This is a genomic window from Streptomyces sp. NPDC005955, from assembly GCF_042871255.1.
GTDB lineage: Bacteria > Actinomycetota > Actinomycetes > Streptomycetales > Streptomycetaceae > Streptomyces.
Window position 1 is genome coordinate 985,071 of record NZ_JBIAIF010000001.1, and the last position, 18,554, is coordinate 1,003,624.

At 71.9% G+C, this 18,554-nt stretch carries 12 protein-coding genes and 1 pseudogene; 3 read left to right on the forward strand and 10 right to left on the reverse strand.

All coding sequences use genetic code 11. The features are described 5' to 3' along the window. Positions 1–40 precede the first annotated feature (40 nt). Positions 41–211, forward strand: a pseudogene (locus ACFYOU_RS04195) (ribbon-helix-helix protein, CopG family); the annotation flags it as partial. Positions 212–789: 578 nt separating this feature from the next. On the opposite strand, the gene ACFYOU_RS04200 reads toward ACFYOU_RS04195, so the two are convergent. After that, positions 790–2,244, reverse strand: a complete 1,455-nt coding sequence (locus ACFYOU_RS04200) for an NCS2 family permease (RefSeq protein ID WP_389765763.1) — start codon at positions 2,242–2,244, stop codon at positions 790–792. Between the two features lie 209 nt (positions 2,245–2,453). Between ACFYOU_RS04200 and ACFYOU_RS04205 the strand changes: the two genes are divergently transcribed. After that, entirely contained in the window at positions 2,454–2,780 is a 327-nt protein-coding gene (locus ACFYOU_RS04205) for a DUF2530 domain-containing protein (protein ID WP_391303438.1), read from the forward strand. A 156-nt stretch (positions 2,781–2,936) separates the two neighbouring features. Further along, a complete protein-coding gene (locus ACFYOU_RS04210; RefSeq protein WP_391303440.1) occupies positions 2,937–5,351 on the forward strand; it encodes an HAD-IC family P-type ATPase in 2,415 nt (804 codons plus the stop codon). Positions 5,352–5,693: 342 nt separating this feature from the next. Here ACFYOU_RS04210 and ACFYOU_RS04215 read toward each other — a convergent pair whose 3' ends face one another. From ACFYOU_RS04215 to ACFYOU_RS04255, 9 genes are all read right to left on the reverse strand, one after another. Next, the gene (locus ACFYOU_RS04215; RefSeq protein ID WP_391303442.1) at positions 5,694–6,494 is read right to left on the reverse strand and encodes a calcium-binding protein; all 801 of its coding nucleotides are present in this window, start codon (positions 6,492–6,494) and stop codon (positions 5,694–5,696) included. 191 nt (positions 6,495–6,685) lie between these two features. Beyond that, entirely contained in the window at positions 6,686–7,516 is an 831-nt protein-coding gene (locus tag ACFYOU_RS04220) for a calcium-binding protein (protein WP_391303444.1), read from the reverse strand. A gap of 248 nt (positions 7,517–7,764) precedes the next feature. After that, positions 7,765–8,610 (reverse strand): calcium-binding protein, encoded by an 846-nt coding sequence (locus tag ACFYOU_RS04225; protein WP_391303446.1) that lies wholly within the window; start codon positions 8,608–8,610, stop codon positions 7,765–7,767. A 255-nt stretch (positions 8,611–8,865) separates the two neighbouring features. After that, on the reverse strand, positions 8,866–9,654 hold the full coding sequence (locus ACFYOU_RS04230) for a calcium-binding protein (protein WP_391303448.1): 789 nt from the start codon (positions 9,652–9,654) through the stop codon (positions 8,866–8,868). Between the two features lie 283 nt (positions 9,655–9,937). Beyond that, a complete protein-coding gene (locus ACFYOU_RS04235) occupies positions 9,938–10,753 on the reverse strand; it encodes a calcium-binding protein (RefSeq protein WP_391303450.1) in 816 nt (271 codons plus the stop codon). A 255-nt stretch (positions 10,754–11,008) separates the two neighbouring features. Beyond that, positions 11,009–11,863, reverse strand: coding sequence for a calcium-binding protein (locus tag ACFYOU_RS04240; protein ID WP_391303452.1), 855 nt, complete (start codon positions 11,861–11,863; stop codon positions 11,009–11,011). 336 nt (positions 11,864–12,199) lie between these two features. Next, entirely contained in the window at positions 12,200–12,970 is a 771-nt protein-coding gene (locus ACFYOU_RS04245; protein ID WP_391303454.1) for a calcium-binding protein, read from the reverse strand. 243 nt (positions 12,971–13,213) lie between these two features. Then, positions 13,214–16,489 (reverse strand): sacsin N-terminal ATP-binding-like domain-containing protein, encoded by a 3,276-nt coding sequence (locus ACFYOU_RS04250; RefSeq protein WP_391303456.1) that lies wholly within the window; start codon positions 16,487–16,489, stop codon positions 13,214–13,216. Between the two features lie 826 nt (positions 16,490–17,315). Beyond that, positions 17,316–18,299 (reverse strand): DUF3027 domain-containing protein, encoded by a 984-nt coding sequence (locus tag ACFYOU_RS04255; protein WP_391303458.1) that lies wholly within the window; start codon positions 18,297–18,299, stop codon positions 17,316–17,318. Positions 18,300–18,554: the final 255 nt, after the last annotated feature.

Sequence of the window (18,554 nt, forward strand, 5' to 3'; positions counted from 1 at the left end):
AAGTGATACAACCTACCCCCTCGGCCCGGACCCTCACACCATGGGGACACACGTACTGAGCCTGCGGATAGACGGGGAGCTCCTGGAGCGGCTCCGGGGCCATGCGGCGAAACGGGGCATGAGCGTTCAGGACTACGTGATGGGGACGCTCGTGCGCGACGACTTCGACGAAAGGTTCCGCTCGGCGGTGGAGGAGACGGAACGGTTCTACTCCGGCGCCACCCCGCCCCCCGGCACCCCTCCCGATCCCGGCGCCGCCCCTGGCACCGCCCCAGCCCCTGGCGCCCCTCCTGACTCCGGCGCCACCCTTGGCCTCGGCGCCACTGCGACTGTCGGTTCCGCCGCGGGTGCCGTTTCCGCCCCGGCTGCCGGGTCCGCCCCGGGGCCCGGCTCCACCGCGGGGCACGCCTCCGCCCCGGGTCCCGGCCCGCACCCGGGTGCCGGCTCGACCGCGGACGCCGGGTCCGCCAGGAGTACTCAGTCCGGGAGTACGGGGTCCGCCGGGAGTGCCGGGGGTACGGGGCCCGCTAGGAGTCCGGGGTCCGCACCGGGCAGGGAGTCCGCCCCGCGCGGAGGGCCGACCACGGGCGCCGGGGCGAGACCCGCCACCGGGTCCGCCACGAGCACCGCCCCCCGCGCGAACGGCGGAACCGTCAGCGGCACGGGAACGGGCGGCCCGCTCACCGCCCTGCGCAACGCCGCCGCGCGGACCGCCCCCGGAACGAACGGGGCCGGTGGCGCCACCAGGGCGACCACCGGCCTCTACCGTCCCGCACGGACGGAACCGACTCAGAGCAGCCCGAGCGCGGGCATCAGGTAGTAGAAGACGAAGACGCCGGACACCACGTACATCGCGACCGGGACCTCACGGGCGCGCCCCGCGGCCACCCGCAGCACGGTGAAGGTGATGAAGCCCATCCCGATGCCGTTGGTGATCGAGTAGGTGAACGGCATCATCACCATGGTCACGAACGCGGGGATGGCGATCGTGTAGTCGTCCCAGTCGATCGACCGGATCGAGCCCGAAAGGATCAGGAACCCGACCGCCAGCAGCGCCGGGGTGGCCGCCTGGGACGGCACCATCGTGGCGATGGGGGTCAGGAACAGCGCCAGGCCGAACAGGCTGCCCGTGACGACGTTCGCGAACCCGGTGCGCGCGCCCTCGCCGACCCCGGCCGTGGACTCCACGAAGCAGGTGGTGGCCGAGGAGGACGAGGCGCCGCCGGCCGCGACCGCGATGCCGTCCACGAACAGGACCTTGTTGATGCCGGGGAAGTTGCCCTTGGCGTCGGTCAGCTTGGCCTCGTCGCCGACGCCCATGATCGTGCCCATCGCGTCGAAGAAGCACGACAGCAGCACGGTGAAGACGAAGAGCACACCGGTGAGGATGCCGACCTTCTCGAAGCCGCCGAACAGGCTGACCTCGCCGATCAGCCCGAAGTCGGGGGTGGAGACCGGGTTGCCGGGCCACTTCGGGGTGGTGAGGCCCCAGGACGGGACGTCCGCGACCGCTTCGATGATCACGGCGACGACGGTCATCGCCACGATCGAGATGAGGATCGCCCCGGGCACCTTGCGCACGATCAGCACCAGGGTGAGCAGCGCACCGAGCACGAAGACCAGGACCGGCCAGCCCATGAGGTGGCCACCGCTGCCGAGCGTGAGCGGGACGGTGGTCTGGGCGATGTCCGGGATGCGGGAGACGAAGCCGGCGTCGACCAGGCCGATCAGCATGATGAACAGGCCGATGCCGATGGCGATGCCCTTGCGCAGCCCGAGCGGCACGGCGCTCATCACGCGCTCCCGCAGACCGGTGGCGACCAGCAGCATCACCACGAAGCCGGCGAGGACGACCATGCCCATCGCGTCCGGCCAGGACATGCGGGGCGCGAGCTGGAGGGCGACGACCGTGTTGACGCCGAGCCCGGCGGCCAGCGCGATCGGGACGTTGCCGATGACCCCCATCAGCAAGGTGGTGAAGGCGGCGGTGAGCGCGGTCGCGGTGACCAGCTGACCGTTGTCGAGCTGATGGCCGTACATGTCCTTCGCGCTGCCCAGGATGATCGGGTTCAGCACGATGATGTAGGCCATCGCGAAGAAGGTGGCGAAGCCGCCGCGGATCTCGCGCGGCAGGCTGGAACCGCGCTCCGAGATCCGGAAGTAGCGGTCAAGGCCGTTGGTCGGCGGCTTGGGGGCCGGAGAATCTCCGGACGCGTCGACCTGAGCGGTGGCCGAGGGGGACATACGGGACCTCAGTTGTAGATTCCTACGAATAAAACGGGCCGGTCGAGAACCGTTTCAGTATGAACATATGAGGCACATGAACGCTATCTCCGCGCGTAGACAACCTGGTGGCCACCCGTAGGGCCCTACCCGCTCCCCGTCCCCGGACGACGCCCCGGACGCCCCGGACGCCGCGGACCGGGTCGCGGCGCCCCCGATAAACTCCCCGCATGTCCGATCCTTCTGCGGGTTCCCCCCAGCGCGAGGCTCCGGAGCCCCTGGAGGGCCCCGTGGTCGGCACCATCACGGGCGGCACGATCCTGTGGTTCGTCCTCTTCCTGGTGCAGCTCCCCTTCTACGGCTGGTTCGACGAGCACGGCCATCTGTGGTGGCTGTGGACGTGCCTGGCCGGCGCCGGCCTCGGGCTGATCGGCATCTGGTACGTGCGCAAGCGGGACGCCGCGCTCAAGCGGCACGCGGCGCGGCAGGCCGCAGGGGCGGGGGACGCGGCGCCGGGGGACGCGGCGGGGACCTCCGTGCAGGACGATCAGGGCTGACACGCCGGCGCGCACGCCCTCGTAGGCCCGTGACGCGCACCCCCGCGACTCCGAGCGCCCGGCCCGACCGGACCCGGTGGGCCGGACCGCGGATCGTTCTCGGCCCTTTGCCGTGCCCGACGGGTGCGGAGCGCCTTCCTTCCGTACCGTCGGACCATGACGCACATCGATGCGGGCGCCGAACTCGACCCGGTGCACCCCGTTCCGCTCCCGGGCGGGGTCCGGGCCGGCGGACTGACCTCGGCCGAGGTGTCCGAACGGGTGGCCCGGGGCGAGGTCAACGACGTCCCGGTGCGCAGCAGCCGCTCGCTCGCGGAGATCGTCCGGGCGAACGTCCTCACCCGCTTCAACGCGATCATCGGGGTGCTGTGGGCGATCATGCTGGTGGTCGCGCCCATCCAGGACAGCCTGTTCGGCTTCGTGATCCTCGCGAACACCGGCATCGGGATCGTCCAGGAGCTGCGGGCCAAACGCACCCTGGACTCGCTCGCCGTGATCGGGGAGGCCCGGCCGACGGTCCGCCGGGACGGCGCCGCGGTCGAGGTGCCGACCTCCCGCATCGTGCTCGGTGACCTCATCGAAGTGGGGCCCGGGGACAAGGTCGTGGTGGACGGGACGTGCGTCGAGGCCGACGGGTTGGAGATCGACGAGTCGCTGCTGACCGGGGAGGCGGACCCGGTGGTGAAGCGGCCCGGGGACGCGGTGCTGTCCGGCAGTTTCGTCGTCGCGGGCGGCGGCGCGTTCACGGCGACCAAGGTCGGACGGGAGGCGTACGCGGCGCAGCTCGCCGAGGAGGCGTCCCGCTTCACCCTGGTCCACTCCGAACTGCGCTCCGGGATCTCCACGATCCTCAAGTACGTGACGTGGATGATGGTCCCGACCGCGACCGGGTTGATCATCAGCCAACTCGTCGTACGGAACAACGACTTCAAGGACTCGGTGGCCCGGACGGTCGGCGGGATCGTGCCGATGGTCCCCGAAGGGCTGGTGCTGCTGACCTCGGTGGCCTTCGCGATCGGCGTGATCCGGCTGGGCCGCAAGCAGTGCCTCGTCCAGGAGTTGCCGGCGATCGAAGGGCTCGCCCGGGTCGACACGGTCTGCCTGGACAAGACCGGCACGCTCACCGAGGGCGGCATGGACGTCACGGAACTGCGGGTGCTGGGCGGCGCCGACCCGGCGTACGTGCGTCGGGTGCTCGGCGCGCTCGGCGAGTCCGACCCGCGGCCCAATGCGTCCCTCCAGGCGATCGTCGCGACGCATCCGGTGCCCGCGGGCTGGCGCTGCACCCGGTCCCTGCCGTTCTCGTCGGCCCGGAAGTTCAGCGGGGCGAGCTTCGACGAGGAGGACGGCGAGTCCAGTACCTGGTTGCTGGGCGCGCCGGACGTGCTGTTGCCGGCCGGCGATCCCTCGCTCGCCGCGACCGAGGAGCTGAACCGGCAGGGCCTACGGGTGTTGCTGCTGGTCCGGGCCGTCCGCGAACTGGACGCCCCGGAGGACGGAGCGGTCGCCGAAGGGGCCCGGCCCACCGCGTTGGTCGTCCTGGAACAGCGGCTGCGGCCGGATGCCGCCGACACCCTGCGGTACTTCGCCGAACAGGACGTCCGGGCGAAGGTCATCTCCGGGGACAACGCGGTGTCGGTCGGTGCGGTCGCCGGCAAGCTGGGGCTCGCGGGCGCCGACGCCACGGTGGACGCCCGGACGTTGCCCGCCGAACGGGACGCGATGGCCTCGGTGCTGGACGAGCACACCGTGTTCGGACGGGTCACCCCGCAGCAGAAGCGGGAGATGGTCGGCGCGCTCCAGTCCCGGGGGCACACCGTGGCGATGACCGGCGACGGGGTGAACGACGTGCTGGCCCTCAAGGACGCGGACATCGGCGTCGCGATGGGGTCCGGTTCGGAGGCCACCCGGGCGGTCGCGCAGATCGTCCTGTTGAACAACAGCTTCGCGACCCTGCCGTCCGTCGTCGCGGAGGGCCGCCGGGTCATCGGCAACATCACCAGGGTCGCCACGTTGTTCCTGGTCAAGACCGTGTACTCGGTGCTGCTGGCGATCCTGGTGGTGGTCTCGCAGGTCGAGTACCCCTTCCTGCCGCGGCACTTGACGCTGCTGTCGACGCTCACCATCGGCGTGCCCGCCTTCTTCCTCGCGCTCGCGCCCAACACGGAACGGGCCAGGCCGCACTTCGTCCGGCGGGTCATGCGGTACGCGATCCCGGGCGGGATCATCGCGGCGACGGCCACGTTCGTGACGTACTCGTTGGCCCGGAGCCACTACACCGGGGCGGGGTCCTTGGAGGCCGAGACCAGTGCGGCGACCCTGACGCTCTTCCTGGTGTCGCTGTGGGTGCTGGCGATCATCGCCCGGCCGTACACCTGGTGGCGGGTGGGGCTGGTCGTCGCGATGGCGAGCGGGTTCGGGCTGGTGCTCGTGGTGCCGTGGCTCCAGCGGTTCTTCGCGTTGGACCTGGTGGGGGTGGCCATGCCGTGGGCCGCGGTGGGCATCGCGGGGGTCGCGGGGGCGGTGCTGGAGGGTACGTGGCGGTGGGTCGACCGGCGGTTCCCCCCGTAGGCCGCGGCTGCTCCCTGCGGGTGCGCTGCTCGGTGCGGTGCGCTGTGCTCACCCGCGCAGTTCCCCGCGCCCCCTTCGGTGCGTCCAGCTCCCGTGCGCGGTGCAGCTCGGGTGCGTCCCGCCTTCGCGCAGTTCCCCGCGCCCCTGAACGGCGTCACCGCCGGGACGGCCCCGATAGGGGCGCGGGGAACTGCGCAACACCACGGCGCCCCGAGCCGAACAACGCACGCTCAGCGGAACGCACCGATAGGGGCGCGGGGAACTGCGCGGATGACCACCGCGTACCCGCACCGAGCAGCGCACCGCCAGCTGAACGCCCCGTTGGGGGCTGCGCGGGAACCGTCAGGTCACGTCGACGAAGTCGGCGGGGGAAACGACCGCCGCGGTGGTCCGTGAACCGGCGTAGACGTAACGGTAGTAGCCGTCCTCCGACGCGTTGACGGTCGTCTTCAGCTTGCCCTGGGCATCCGCCTGGACCGTCTTCACCGTGGTCCAGGCATCCGTACCCTTCTTGCGGTACTCCAGGTCCACCGCGCCACTGGCGAAGCCACGGAACTTGTTGGCGTCCCAGTCGGCGCGGGTCAGGGCCCCGGTGACCGTCAGGACGTCCCCGGGCCCCGCCGGTTCCGGCGAAGCGTCCACGCTCAGCTTCGCCTCCCGTTTGAAGGTCACCGTGGCGGCCTGCGGGATCTCGGTCACTCCGCCGTCGCGGCCCTGCGCAGCGGCGTACACGTCCCAGCGGCCCGCCAACTCGTTGGTGAGGTCGCGCCGGTCGTCGGGGTGGTTCGGGTCGGCGATGTTGCGGGTGACGCACGTGGAGGTCGTCGCGTTGACCTCCGTGCAGATCGGCTGCACGCCGTACGGCAGGAGCACCCGGTACAGGCTGCCCGCGTCGAACCACAGAGCGGCGCCCTGCCCGTAGGCGATGCCGGAGTCGTCGGTGGCGGTGAACGTGACGTCGAACGTCTTGCGGGTGAGGCCGACCACGAGTTCCTGGCCGCCGTTCGCGGACACGTCGGTGATCTGCGGTTCGCCGGGCGCCGGAACGGCTGCGGGGCCGTCGTTGGCGTGGGCGGCCGGTACGGCCAGTGCGGTCAGCGCCAGTGCGGTCGTCGTCAGTGCGAGTAAGGCGCGACTTCTCATCGTTCTTCCCCTGTCGGTGCAGGCCACCGGGGACGTACGCCACCCCCCGCTCCGGGGCGCACGGCCGGGGCCGACGGTCGAGTCAGGGAGCCGGACGGCTCCCTGTCCCAAGACCCCGCGGGGGACACGATGGTTGAGAGGTACAGGGGTGTGGGGACCCGGACGGCGCCCGAGCCGCACCACCCCGACGGTCAGGTCACGTTGACGGCATCGGCCTTGGAGGACGCGGAACCCGTCGAGGTCGTACCGCCGTACGTGAAGCGGTAGCTCCCGTCGACCGACGCCTTGGTCGTCGCCTTGACCTTGCCCCGGCTGTCCGCGGACACCGTCTTGACGGTCTCCCAACGAGTCGCGCCGTTCTTCTTGAACTGGAGCTTCACCGTGCTGCTGGCGAAGCCCGCGTACTTGAGGGTGTCCCAGTTCGCCCGGGTCAGCGAACCGGCGACCGTCAGGGTCTTGCCCTTCTTGATCGGCTCCGGCGACGCGTTGACCGTCACCTTCGCCGCACGCTTCACGAGGTGAGTGGTGACCTTGTGGTTCTCGGTCACGCTTCCGGCCCGGTCCTCTGCGCGGACGACCAGGTTCCAGCGACCCGCGTCCGCGTTCTGGAGGTTGTCCTCGGGCATCTCGGGCGGGGCGTCCGTGTCGGCGTGGAGCTTGACCGAGCAGCGGGAGGTGGTCGAGTCGACCCGCTTGCACTGGCTCTCCGGGGTGGCGTAGTCCGCGGGACCCAGCAGCTTGTCCGACCGGTAGGCATCGGGGCCACCGCGCCACAGGGCCGCGATGCCCCCCTTGATCCCCTCGGGGTCCCGCACGGTGAACGTGACGGTGAACGTCCGGTGGGAGACGCCCACCGTCACGTCCTTGCCCCCGTTGACGGAGACGTTGCTGATCTTCGGGCCACTCGGCGCGGCAGCGGCGGCCGATCCGGTGGGCCGGTCATCGGCGTGGGCGGCCGGAACGACCACGGCGGTGAGCGCCAAGGCAGTGGTCGTCAAAGCGATCGAGGCGCGGGCCTTCATGAGATGTTCCCGTCGGTGCGGGGCCGTCATCGCGACGAACGCACGCTGCCCCCGGCAGTTCGAGGTGTGCGGTCACGGAGGCCCAAGGGTCTGGGACAGCGGAGACGAGGCTCCGCAAGAACAGACATCCCAGGGGGCGCCACGGTTGCACGCGCCCCTCCCGAATGCGCCGGAGCGCCGCCCGGGCGGGCAGAGGTCCCCGAAGAGGTCCCGCCCCGGACGGCGCCCGGCTCACGCCACCGCGACGGTCAGGTCACGTCGACGGCGTCGGCCTTGGACGATGCGGAACCCGTCGAGGTCGAACCGCCGTAGGTGAAGCGGTAGCTCCCGTCGACCGACGCCTTGGTCGTCGCCTCGACCTTGCCCCGGCTGTTCGAGGAGACCGTCTTGACGGTCGTCCAGGTCCCGGTGCCCTTCTTCTTGAACTGGAGCTTCACCGACTGGCCGGCGAAGCCCGCCCACTTGTTGGTGTCCCAGTTCGCCCGGGTCAGCGAACCCGCGACCGTCAGGGTCTTGCCCTTCTTGACCGGGTCCGGCGTCGCCTTGGCCGTCGCCTTGGCCGCGCGCTTCACGTAGTGGGTCCCGTACCTCTGGTTCTCCGTCGTCCTTCCGTCCTTGTCCTTCGCGTAGACGGCGGTGTTCCAGCGTCCCGCGTTCGTGTTGTCGAGATCGTCCTCGGGGTACGCGGCCTTCGGGTCGGCGAGGACCTTGACGGTGCAGTGGGAGGTGGTCGAGTTGACCCGCTTGCACAGGTTCGCCAGGTTGGTGTACTCCGCGAGGGACAGCAGCTTCTCGGCCCGGTCCGCATCGGGGCCGCCGCGCCACAGAGCAGCCACGCCCTCCTTGATGCCGCTGGGGTCCTTCGCGGTGAACTTGATGGTGAACGTCTTCTTGGAGACGCCCACCGTGACGGTCTTGCCCCCGTTGACGGAGACGTTGCTGATCTTCGGGCCGCCGGCGGCCGCAGCGGCGGACGCGGAGCTGAACGGCAGGGCCGACCCGGTGGGACGGTCATCGGCGTGCGCCGCCGGAACGGCCACGGCGGTGAGCGCCAGGGCACCCGTCGTCAGAGCGACGAAGGCACGAGTTCGCATAGGTGTTCCTGTCATTGTGGGGCCGTCATCGCGACGAACGCACGCTGCCCCCCGGCAGTTTCGAGCCGTGCGGTCGCGGAGGCCCAAGGGTCTGACACAGCGGAGTCGAGACTCCGTAGGGGCAGACATCCCAGAGGGCGCAATGGTTGCACGAGCGCCCCCGAATGCGCCGGAACGCCGCCCGGGCCGGCAGAGGTCCCCCGAAGAGGTCCCGCCCCGGACGGCGCCCGGCTCACGTCACCGCAGCAGTGAGCGTCAACGGACGTCGACGAAGTCCCCGGTGGAGGTGGCGGAACCGGTGGAGGCCGAACCGCCGTAGGTGAAGCGGTAGCTGCCGTCGGCCGACGCCTTGACGGAGGTCTTCACCTTGCCCCGGCTGTCGGCGGACACCGTCTTGACCGGCGTCCACCGGCTGGTGCCCTTCTTCTTGAACTGGAGCTTCACCGCACCGCTCGCGAAGCCGCCGTACTTGTTGGTGTCCCAGTTGGCGCGGGTCAGGGCGCCGGTGATCGTGAGGGTCTTGCCCTTCTTGACCGGCTCCGGCGACGCGTTGACCGTGGCCTTCGCCGCACGCTTCACCAGCGCGGTCGCGGCCTTCATCTTCTGGGTCTCGTTCTCCTTGCTGTCCTCCACCAGGGCCATGAGGTTCCAGCGGCCCGTGTCCACGTTCTTGAGGTCGCCCTCGGGGAACGATTCCTTCGGGTTGGCGACCAGCTTGAAGGAGCACGTGGAGGTGGTGCTGTTGACCTTCTTGCACGGGTGCTCCAGGCCCATGTCCGGGAACATCATCCGCTCGGGCACGGCCTCATTGGGGCCGCGCCACATGGCCGCGATGGCGTCGTAGATGGGGGAGCTGTGCTTCACGGTGAACTTGACCTTGAACGTCTTCTTGGCGACGCCCACCACCACGTCCTTGCCGCCGTTCACCGAGACGTTGCTGATCTTCGGGCCGGTGGACCCGCCAGCAGCGTGCGCGGCCGGAACGGTCACGGCGGTGAGCGCGAGGGCGCCGGTCGTCAGCGCGACGAAGGCACGAGTTCTCATGCATGTTCCTGTCACTGTGGGCCCACGGAACGCAGCGCACGCAGTGCCCGGGGACCGGGGGCGTGCGGCCGCGGGGGCCGAAGACTTGAGAGCGGAGCCAGGGGCTCCGCGGGATAGACACACCGGCGCGCGCAATGGTTGTACGCGCCCTCTGGATGCGCCGGAGCGCCGCCCGGGGCAGGCAGAGGTCCCCTACGAAGGGCCCCGCCCCGAACAGCGCTCGGCTTCACTCCACCGCGACGGAACCCTCCGTCACGGGCCGCTCAACCCGCGTGGGCGAGCATCAACGCACGTCGATCTTGTCAGCGACGGAAGCCGCGTAACCCGTGGTGGTCGAACCGGCGTACTGGAAGCGGTAGTAACCGTCGCTCGTCGCCGTCGTGGTCGCCTTCACCTTGCCGCTGCTGTCCGCGGACACGGTCTTCAGCGTCTTCCACTGGCTGGTGCCCAGCTTCTTGTACTGCAACTTCACCGAACCGCTCGCGAAGCCGTTGTACTTGTTGTTGTCCCAGCTCGCACGTGTCAACGAGCCGGTGACCGTCACGGTCTTGCCCTTCTTGACCGGCTCCGGCGTCGCGTTGGCCGTGGCCTGCGCCGCCCGCTGGAAGGTGACCGACTTGTAGTTCTCCTTCAGCGCGACGGTGTCCCCGTTGCCGTCGACGGCCATGGCCCAGACCTTCCACTTGCCCGCGTCACCGTTCGACAGGTCGACCTTGGGGTCGGCCACGAAGGAGAACTTGCAGGTGGCGGTCGTCCGGGTGTACTTGCACGGGATGTCGCCGGCATCCTGGGGCTCCAGGAAGTTCTTGGCGGTCTCGGGAGTGCTGCCGCGCCACAGGACGGCGACGGCGGCGCCGACGCCACCCTTGTTGGAGGCGCTGACCTCGACGGTGAACTTCTTCTTGCCGAGGCCGATCGCGACGTTCTTGCCACCGTTGACGGTGACCTTGGTGATCTTGCCGCTGCCCGAGCTGTACGCGGACGGGCCGGGGGTTCCCGGGAAGTCCAGTTCGCGGTCCGCGGCCTGCGCGGACGGGACGGAGAGGGCGGAAAGGGCCAGGGCGCCGGTGACCACGGCGACGGAGGCACGGATGCGCATGTGTTTTCCCCACTTGCTCATAGGCCGGCGGTGCGGCGCACCACCCCCACATCACGGGGCGCACCACCTCCCGCAGGCCCGGTCGGTCGCGGAGTCCGATGACTCCACCCCAACAGACCTGCACCCCGGGAAAAGGTTGTAGTAATTCATGCATCTTTTCCCGACAGATGCCGGACACACGTGAGCGCCGCCGCAGTGCTCCCCGCCCCGGGCCGGAGCCCGGAGCGCACTGCGACGGCGCCCGGTGCCGCTAGGTCAGCGCACGTCCACGGCGTCGGCGGACGAGTTGATCGCCGGAGTGGTCGAAGTTCCGGCGAAGCTGTAACGGAACGAACCGTCACGCTCGGCCTTGACCGTGGTCTTCAGGTTGCCACGGCTGTCCGACTTGATCGTCTTCACCGTGGTCCAGGTCTCGCTGCCCTTCTTCTGGAACTGGAGCTTCACCGGCTGGGCGGTGTAGCCCGCGTACTTCAGGTTGTCCCAGTTGGCGCGGGTCAGTGCGCCGCCGATCGTCAGGGTCTTGCCCTTCTTGATCGGGTCCGGCGTCGCCTTGGCCGTCAGCTTCGCCGCCCGCAGGACCTTGGCCGACTTGAAGTTCTCCTCCGCCGCGATGAGACCGTCGTCATCGGGGTTCTGGGGGTCCGTGGGACGGAAGGCCAGGGCGAGGAACTTCCAGTTGCCGGCGTCCTTGTTGGTCAGGTCGGCCTTGGGGTCCGCCACGTAGGTGAACTTGCACGTGGCGGTGGTCGCCGTGTACTTGCACGGTTCGCTCGTGGGCTCCTCGGGGCCCAGCGAGGCGGTGGCGTTCTCCAGGGTGGTGCCGCGCCACAGGAAGCCGAGGGCGAACTCGACGCCCTTCTTGTCGGTAGCGCTAATCTCGACGCTGAACTTCTTCTTGGCGGTGCCGACGGCGATGTTCTTGCCACCGTTGATGGTGACCTTGGTGATCTTGCCGGCGCCCGAGCTGAAGGCGGACGGGCCGAGGGACTTGACGATGTCCTGGGCCTTCGGCAGGTCCACTCCGCCGTCCGCGGCCTGCGCGGACGGGACGGAGAGGGCGGAAAGGGCCAGAGCGCCGGTGGCCACGGCGACAGAGGCACGGATGCGCATGTGTTTTCCCCACTTGCTCATAGGCCGGCGGTGCGGCACACCAACCCCCCACATCACGGGGCGTGCCGCCTCCCGCAGGCCCGGTCGGTCGCGGAGTCCGATGACTCCACCCCAACAGACCCACCACCCAGGAGAATGGTTGTACGAATCTGTGCACCCGTTCGACCCGCCGGCACCTCACCGGCGGGAGCGCCGCCGCGGCTGCTCCCCGCCACCGGCCGGAGCCGGGGGCCGGCGCCGCGACGGCGCCCGGTGTCACCGTGCCGAAGGGGAACCGTCCCGGTGGAGCGGGCCGATGCTTGCCCGCGCCGCCGGACCGGTCACCCCCGGGTCAGATCAGGTGACGTCCACGGCGTCGGCGGACGAGTTGACCGCCGGGGTGGTGGACGTGCCGGCGAAGACGTAGCGGAACGAACCGTCACGCTCGGCCTTGACCGTGGTCCTCAGGTTGCCACGGCTGTCCGACTTGATCGTCTTCACCGTGCTCCAGGTCGTGGTGCCCTTCTTCTGGAACTGGAGCTTCACCGACTGGCTGGTGTAGCCCGCGTACTTCGCCTCGTCCCAGTTGGCGCGGGTCAGGGCGCCGGTGATCGTGAGGGTCTTGCCCTTCTTGATCGGCTCCGGCGACGCGTTGGCCGTCAGCTTCGACGCCCGCAGGACCTTGAAGCTCTTGATGTTGTCCTTGTCGAGGACCGACTCGTAGTCCTTGGAGGTGATGTACACCTCGGTCTTCCAGGACCCGGCCTCGTCGTTGAAGATGTCGTAGTCCTGCGGGTTGACGTTGAACGTCGCCGTGCAGGAGGAGGTGGTCGGGGAGGTCGACTTGCACTGGTCGCGCAGGAACCCGTCCGGGAGGAGGATGCCGTCCGCGCCCCTCCACGCCGAGATCGACGGGTCGGCCTGGATGTTCGAGCTGTGGCTGGCGTCGAACTTGATGGTGAACTTCTTGTTCCCCGTGCCGATCACGACGTCCTTGCCGCCGTTGACCTCGATGTTCGTGAGCTCGATCGCCTCGGCGGCGGCCGGAGCGGCGTGCGCGGCCGGGACGGCCAGGCCGGTCAGGGCGAGTGCGCCGGTGGCCACGACGGCGGATACGCGCTTGCGCATGGATTCCCCAGGTGTTCGGGGGCTCCCGGGGCCTTCCACGCCACCCCCCAATTCTGGGGCGCGGGGCCTTACGGGAGCCCGACTTCGTCTTGGTCTGCGGAGCCGGTCGGCTCAACTGACAACACACACCATGCCATTGAACGATTGCGGTCGTCCACACTTTTTTCCCGTGTGAGCCGCGTTAACAAGAATTTCTCGCCCGGGCCCCGCCCGGCGAATCAGCCCAAGACGGGGCGTACCGGTCTAGTCGAACCAGCGGTCCCGCGCCAACTCGTCCGTCCGCGAGGGGTCCTCCAGCAGCGCGGCGACCTCGAACCGTCGCGGCCACTGGCCCGCCGCCCAGGCGAGACCCGCCGCCACGCCCTCCAGGGTCGCCGCGTGCACGGTCCCGTCCGCCGTGCGGCGCCAGTCGACCTCCGCGCCCCCGACGGTCAGTTCCTCGTGCTCCGTGTACGTGGCCGGGGTCGCCGTGCCGAGCAGCGTACGGACCGGCTCCGGCACCGTCCGCACCACCCCGTCGTCCGGCACGCCGGCCTCGACCACCGCGCCCAACAACCGCACCTGGAGCAGTTCGGCGAGCGCGGCGGCCGTGGCCGGGGGCACCGGGAGCAGCGGCAACCCGGCGGCCAGCGGCAGCAGGTCCGGGGCGTCGGCGACGACCGCGTCCGCCGCGTCCACCACCGTCACCCGGCCGTCGACCACGGCGCGCAGTTCCTCCGGAAGGGTCACCTGCCCCGGGTCGAGCTCCGCCAACGCACGGTACAGGGCGTGCAACTGGGCGGCGGTGACGTCCCGTTCCGGGTCCGCCAGCCGGTCGAGGAGTTCGGCGGCGCCGCCCGGCTCGTCGAGCAGCGCGGCCACCGAGGTCCGCACCCCGAGGGCCCGCAGCACCTGGGCGTCCTCGAAGCCCGTCGCGTCGGCCGATTCGTAGAGACCGGCGAGCAGCGGGTCCGAACCGGCCGCGCGCAGTCCCGCCGGGCGCCGGCCCTCCAGCACCGGGTGCCCGCGCAGCCACCAGGCCGTGTACGGGCGGACGGACTCGGTGGTGCCGTCCGGCAGCAGGACGCGCACCGGTTGGGTGAGCGCGTCGCGCAGCGGCGGGCGGGACAGCAGGGCGAGGGCCTGCGGCCAGCGGTCGTCGTCGACCAGGTCGAGGTCGCGCACCGCGACGAGTTCGGTGGCCACCGGCGGGACCGGGGTGTGCGGGAGCCGGTCGAGGACGTCCTCGCACCACACGTCGACCGCGTCCAGCAGACCCGCGTCGTCCGGCTCGGCGAAGTCCCCGTCACGGGGCTCCAACTCGTCCGGGTCGAGCACCACGTCGGTGGCCCGCACGAGGGCGAAGTCGGCGAGGACCCCGCAGGCGGTCAGCGGCTGCTCGCCCCACCGCTCGACGAGTTCCGCGTCGACGGCGGCCAGCTCGCCCTCCCGGATGACCTGGGCGAACGGGCTGTCCGGCAGCACGAGTTCAGCCGCCGGCGCCGGTTCGCCGTCCTCGTCGGTGAGGGCCAGCGCACCGAGCCACGGTTCGTCGCCCGGGTCCAGATGGGCGTCCCGGACCAACCCGAGCACCAGTTCGGCGAGTTGCTCCGCGCCCCACGGCCCGTCGGCACCCGGCTGGTCCGGGTCGTCCAGCAGGTACGGGTCGTCCCACGCCTCGTCGTCCAGGGAGGCGGCGACCGCGGCCCTGACCTGCGGGGTGGTGAGGACGGCGCGCGGGGTCGCGGGCAGGGCGCCCAGCTTCTCCAGGAGCGGGTGGGCGGCGTCGGGGTGGACCACCTTGAGGCCCAGCCGGGCCAGGGCGGCGGGCGTGTCCGGTCCCTCGACGGTGCCGGTGCCCTGGCCGGGTACGGGCAACAGGATCTGCCGGGGTCCGATCGTCGTCCGGCCGTCCGCGAGCGGCACCGGGAGGCCCGTCAGCCGGTCCGGGTCGACCCCGGCGAGGCTGTCGTAGAGCCGCCACCACCACGCGGGGTCGCGTTCCAGGCCGGCCAGCCGGTCGACGGCGTCGGTGAGCGCCACCCGCGCCACCCCGAGGGTGCGCAGTTCCGCCCGGCGCTCCAGGCCGGCCGGGAGCAGCGTCGGCAGCACCTCGGCCAGCACGCGGACGGTGTCGGAGCCGGCGCCCTCGACCAGTTCGGCGTCCCGGGGGCGTAGGGCGTGTCCGTCCTCCGGGGTCCGTTCCCCGTCGCCGCCCCACTCGTCCAGGTCCAGATCGGGGGCGGGGGCGGTCCGGGCGACCGGCGGCAGGAACGCGGTGCGGGGCAGCCGCTCCAGGATCGCGGCGCGCAGCGCCCCGTCGAGTTCGGCGCGGCCGAGCGGGCCGGGCACCAGGTCGATGACGCCGGGGCCCACCGGGCGCCAGGCGGCCAGCAGTTCCGCGTAGGCGTCGGCGGCGCGGGTGGTGAGGAAGTCCGTCAGCGGGCCGGGGGCGGTGTGGCGGCGGGTCGGGTCCATCGGGAACGAGGCGATGAGCAGGGCCGGGATGCCGAGGGGTTCGTCGCTGGGGGTGGGCGCGTGGACCACCGGCGCGGTGCGCGGCGGGCGGGGGGCGCCCTCGTCGTCCACCGGGACGGCCCAGGTGACGGACCAGTGCGGGCGCAGTCGTTCCTCGACGGGGCGCCCGGTGAGCAGGTCGGGGGTCAGCGTGCCGCTGCGGCTGACGGTGCGCCAGCGGGTGGTGCCGTCACGGGAGTCCTCGATCACCGTGTACGGGGCCTCGGCGCGGCGGGTGAGGGTGCGGACGGTGCCGTCCGGGGTCTCCACGACGACCTCGGCCAGGCCGGGGAGGGTGAGCAGCAGGGCCGCGTCGACCCCGGCGAGCAGGCGTTCGGTGAGCTCCCGGGCGGCGGCGTCCCGCAGCGGCAGCAGGACCACCGTGTCGTACGGCTCGGGCGCGGTGCCCTCCGCCGGGAACGGCAGGCGCAGCAGCGGTACATGGCCCTCGCGGCGGTGGAGTTCGTCGGCGAGGGTGCCGGGGGCGGTGTCGCCGGCGGCGGTGTCCTCGGTGAGGGTGCGGGCCTGGGCGAGGGACCAGCGGACGCCGCCGGTGCGGCTCAGCACGGCGGGTTCGTCGGTGACGGTGAGCACGGCGGCGAAGCCGACGCCGAAGCGGCCGACGGCGCCGGACGCGGGGGTGTCCGCGGGGCCGTCCGCCGGGGTGTCGCGCTTCGCGCTGGCCCGCAGCGTGGACAGGGAGAGGGCGCCCGCCCCGTCGAGGGGGGCGCCGGTGTTCGCGGCGGCGAGGGCGCCGTGCGGGGTGCCGTCGTCGTGGAGGGTGAGGCGGAGGCGGCCGGGGGCGCCGGTGCGGGCGGCGGCGTCGGCGGCGTTCTGCGCGAGTTCCACGATGAGGCGGTCGCGGTGGCCGCCGAGGGCGAGGTCTTCCTCCGCGTTGGCGTCCTCGCGGAAGCGGGTGGGCGTGGTGCGCCACGCGGTGAGGACCTCCTGGCGGAGGCGGGTCGTGCCGAAGGGGTCCGGGGCTCCGGGTCCCGGGGCGGCGGGGCTCGCGAACGGGGTCACGGGGGGCTCCTTGTCCTTGGTCCTTCGGCCCGCGGCCAGTGGCTCCGGGCGTGCGGGCCCGAACGTACCGTCTTCCCTGGGGCGGGGGCCCTCAGGGGGGTGCGCTGCGCTGCGCGGTGCGCTGTGGTTACCCGCGCAGTTCCCCGCGCCCCCTTCGGGTGCGTTCCGCTGCGCGTGCGCGGTCCCCGTGCGGGTGCGCTGTCGCTTCGCGCCCCTGTCGGGGCACGATCTCGTGGGCGTCCACGGTTCCTGTGCGGGTGCGTCGTGGTCGCTCGCGCAGTTCCCCGCGCCCCTGTCAGGTGCGACCTGGTGGGCGTGCGCTGGGCTGTGGGGGTGCGCTGTCGCTTCGCGCAGTTCCCCGCGCCCCTGTCGGGGTGCGGCTCGCCGTCGCAGGTCCGTCCCTCACCCACCGGGGCGCCCCGCTAGGGGCGCGAGGAACTGCGCGAGCAACCACAGCCCACCCGCAGGGCCCAGCCCACCAGGTCGCCCCCCGACAGGGGCGCGGGGAACGGCGCAAGACCACAGCGCACCCGCACAAGAACCACGCACACCCGCCAGATCGCACCCGACAGGGGCGCGAGGAACTGCGCGAGCAACCACAGCCCACCCGCAGGGCCCAGCCCACCAGGTCGCCCCCCGACAGGGGCGCGGGGAACTGCGCAAGACCACAGCGCACCCGCACAAGAACCGCGCACACCCGCCAGATCGCACCCGACAGGGGCGCGAGGAACTGCGCGAGCGACCACGATGCACCCGCACGGGAGCAACACACGCGAGCGCACGCCCAAGGCACGCGGGGAACCGCAGCGCAGCGCGGCGTACCGTGCTACGCGGGGTCGGGCCCGTCCACGACCGGGTGGAGGGGGAACTCCTCCACCCGCGTCTCGTCCAGCACCGGCGTACCCAGCCGAACACTCCGCGGAACGACCGCCGCCTCGGAATGCGCCCCGCACCCGTACGCGAGGGACACCAGCCGCCCGTCCGCAGGAGCGAACTCGTTCGCACACACGCCGAACGCCTGACCGAGCGTCCCGCCCAGCGGGGCGAGGAAACCACAGCTACCGCAGTTCGCGGGCGCGGCCTGCGCCATCGGCGTGGCCGAGCCGAACGCCAGGTCCCACCGCTCCGCGGCCTCCCGCAACCCGTACTGCGACAGCACCCGCGCCCGTCCGAGCCCCAGCTCCCGCGCGACCGAGGCGACGGCGGCCCGCGAGGGCGCCACCGGCACGGCGGGCGGCGGTCCGTCGACGCCGCCCGCGGCCCGGGCCGCGTCCTCGGCCGCCGCGAGTTCCTCGGCGTCCGCCGAGCGGACGGAGTTCGGCGCGGGTTCGTCCGCCCCGGTCCACCCACCGGCGAGCCGCGGGTCACCGGCCGCCCCGGGCGCCTCCTCCGCGGGGACCTGCGGCTCCGTCCCGACCGCTTCGGGGACCCCGGGCTCCAGCCGCCGGTCGTCGTCCTCCGTCGGCAGGAGGTCACCGGGGCCGAGGTCACCGGGGCGCAGCCGCTCGCTCCAAGGGAGCCATTCGGGTGCCAGCAGCGAATCCGGGCCGGGCAGCAGCACCGTCTCGTCGATGGTCACGATCCGGGCGCGGGACGCGCGCGCCACCGTGACCGCCCAGCGCCAGCCCCGGTAGCCGGGGTCCTTGCACTCGAACAGGTGAGTGAGCACCCGGTCGCCCTCGACGACCGTCCCGACGTGCGCGCCGACCACTCCCGGCGCGGCGGCCTCCTCGGCGGCGGTGCGGGCGAGGTCGACCGCCTCGGCGCACTGACGGTCGGGGGTGCGGCTTCGCGTTGTCGCTGCGGTCACGGGTATCGCTTCTCTCCTACGCCGACTGACGGGTGCGCCCTCCTGTCGGGCGGCGGACCGGTTCCACCGGGAACGCGGACGGAGCGGACCTGTGGGCCGCGTCGACGTCCGCGCCCGGCCACCCGGGCGCACCTGTGTCATCCATTCTGCGTGATGAGCGAGAGGCGCGCGGCCAGGACCGATCACCGCAGGCGCGTAACGCACGCTACCCTCTCCGGCGGCCCGCGCCCACACCGGCGTACGGTGCGGCACGCG

What these genes read in the sequence shown, in the direction of transcription:
- ACFYOU_RS04220 (WP_391303444.1), bottom strand. Translation starts at nt 7,516, where the DNA reads ATGAAGGCCCGCGCCTCGATCGCTTTGACGACCACTGCCTTGGCGCTC.
- ACFYOU_RS04230 (WP_391303448.1), bottom strand. Translation starts at nt 9,654, where the DNA reads ATGAGAACTCGTGCCTTCGTCGCGCTGACGACCGGCGCCCTCGCGCTC.
- ACFYOU_RS04200 (WP_389765763.1), bottom strand. Translation starts at nt 2,244, where the DNA reads ATGTCCCCCTCGGCCACCGCTCAGGTCGACGCGTCCGGAGATTCTCCG.
- ACFYOU_RS04205 (WP_391303438.1), top strand. Translation starts at nt 2,454, where the DNA reads ATGTCCGATCCTTCTGCGGGTTCCCCCCAGCGCGAGGCTCCGGAGCCC.
- ACFYOU_RS04225 (WP_391303446.1), bottom strand. Translation starts at nt 8,610, where the DNA reads ATGCGAACTCGTGCCTTCGTCGCTCTGACGACGGGTGCCCTGGCGCTC.
- ACFYOU_RS04215 (WP_391303442.1), bottom strand. Translation starts at nt 6,494, where the DNA reads ATGAGAAGTCGCGCCTTACTCGCACTGACGACGACCGCACTGGCGCTG.
- ACFYOU_RS04240 (WP_391303452.1), bottom strand. Translation starts at nt 11,863, where the DNA reads ATGCGCATCCGTGCCTCTGTCGCCGTGGCCACCGGCGCTCTGGCCCTT.
- ACFYOU_RS04235 (WP_391303450.1), bottom strand. Translation starts at nt 10,753, where the DNA reads ATGCGCATCCGTGCCTCCGTCGCCGTGGTCACCGGCGCCCTGGCCCTT.
- ACFYOU_RS04210 (WP_391303440.1), top strand. Translation starts at nt 2,937, where the DNA reads ATGACGCACATCGATGCGGGCGCCGAACTCGACCCGGTGCACCCCGTT.
- ACFYOU_RS04245 (WP_391303454.1), bottom strand. Translation starts at nt 12,970, where the DNA reads ATGCGCAAGCGCGTATCCGCCGTCGTGGCCACCGGCGCACTCGCCCTG.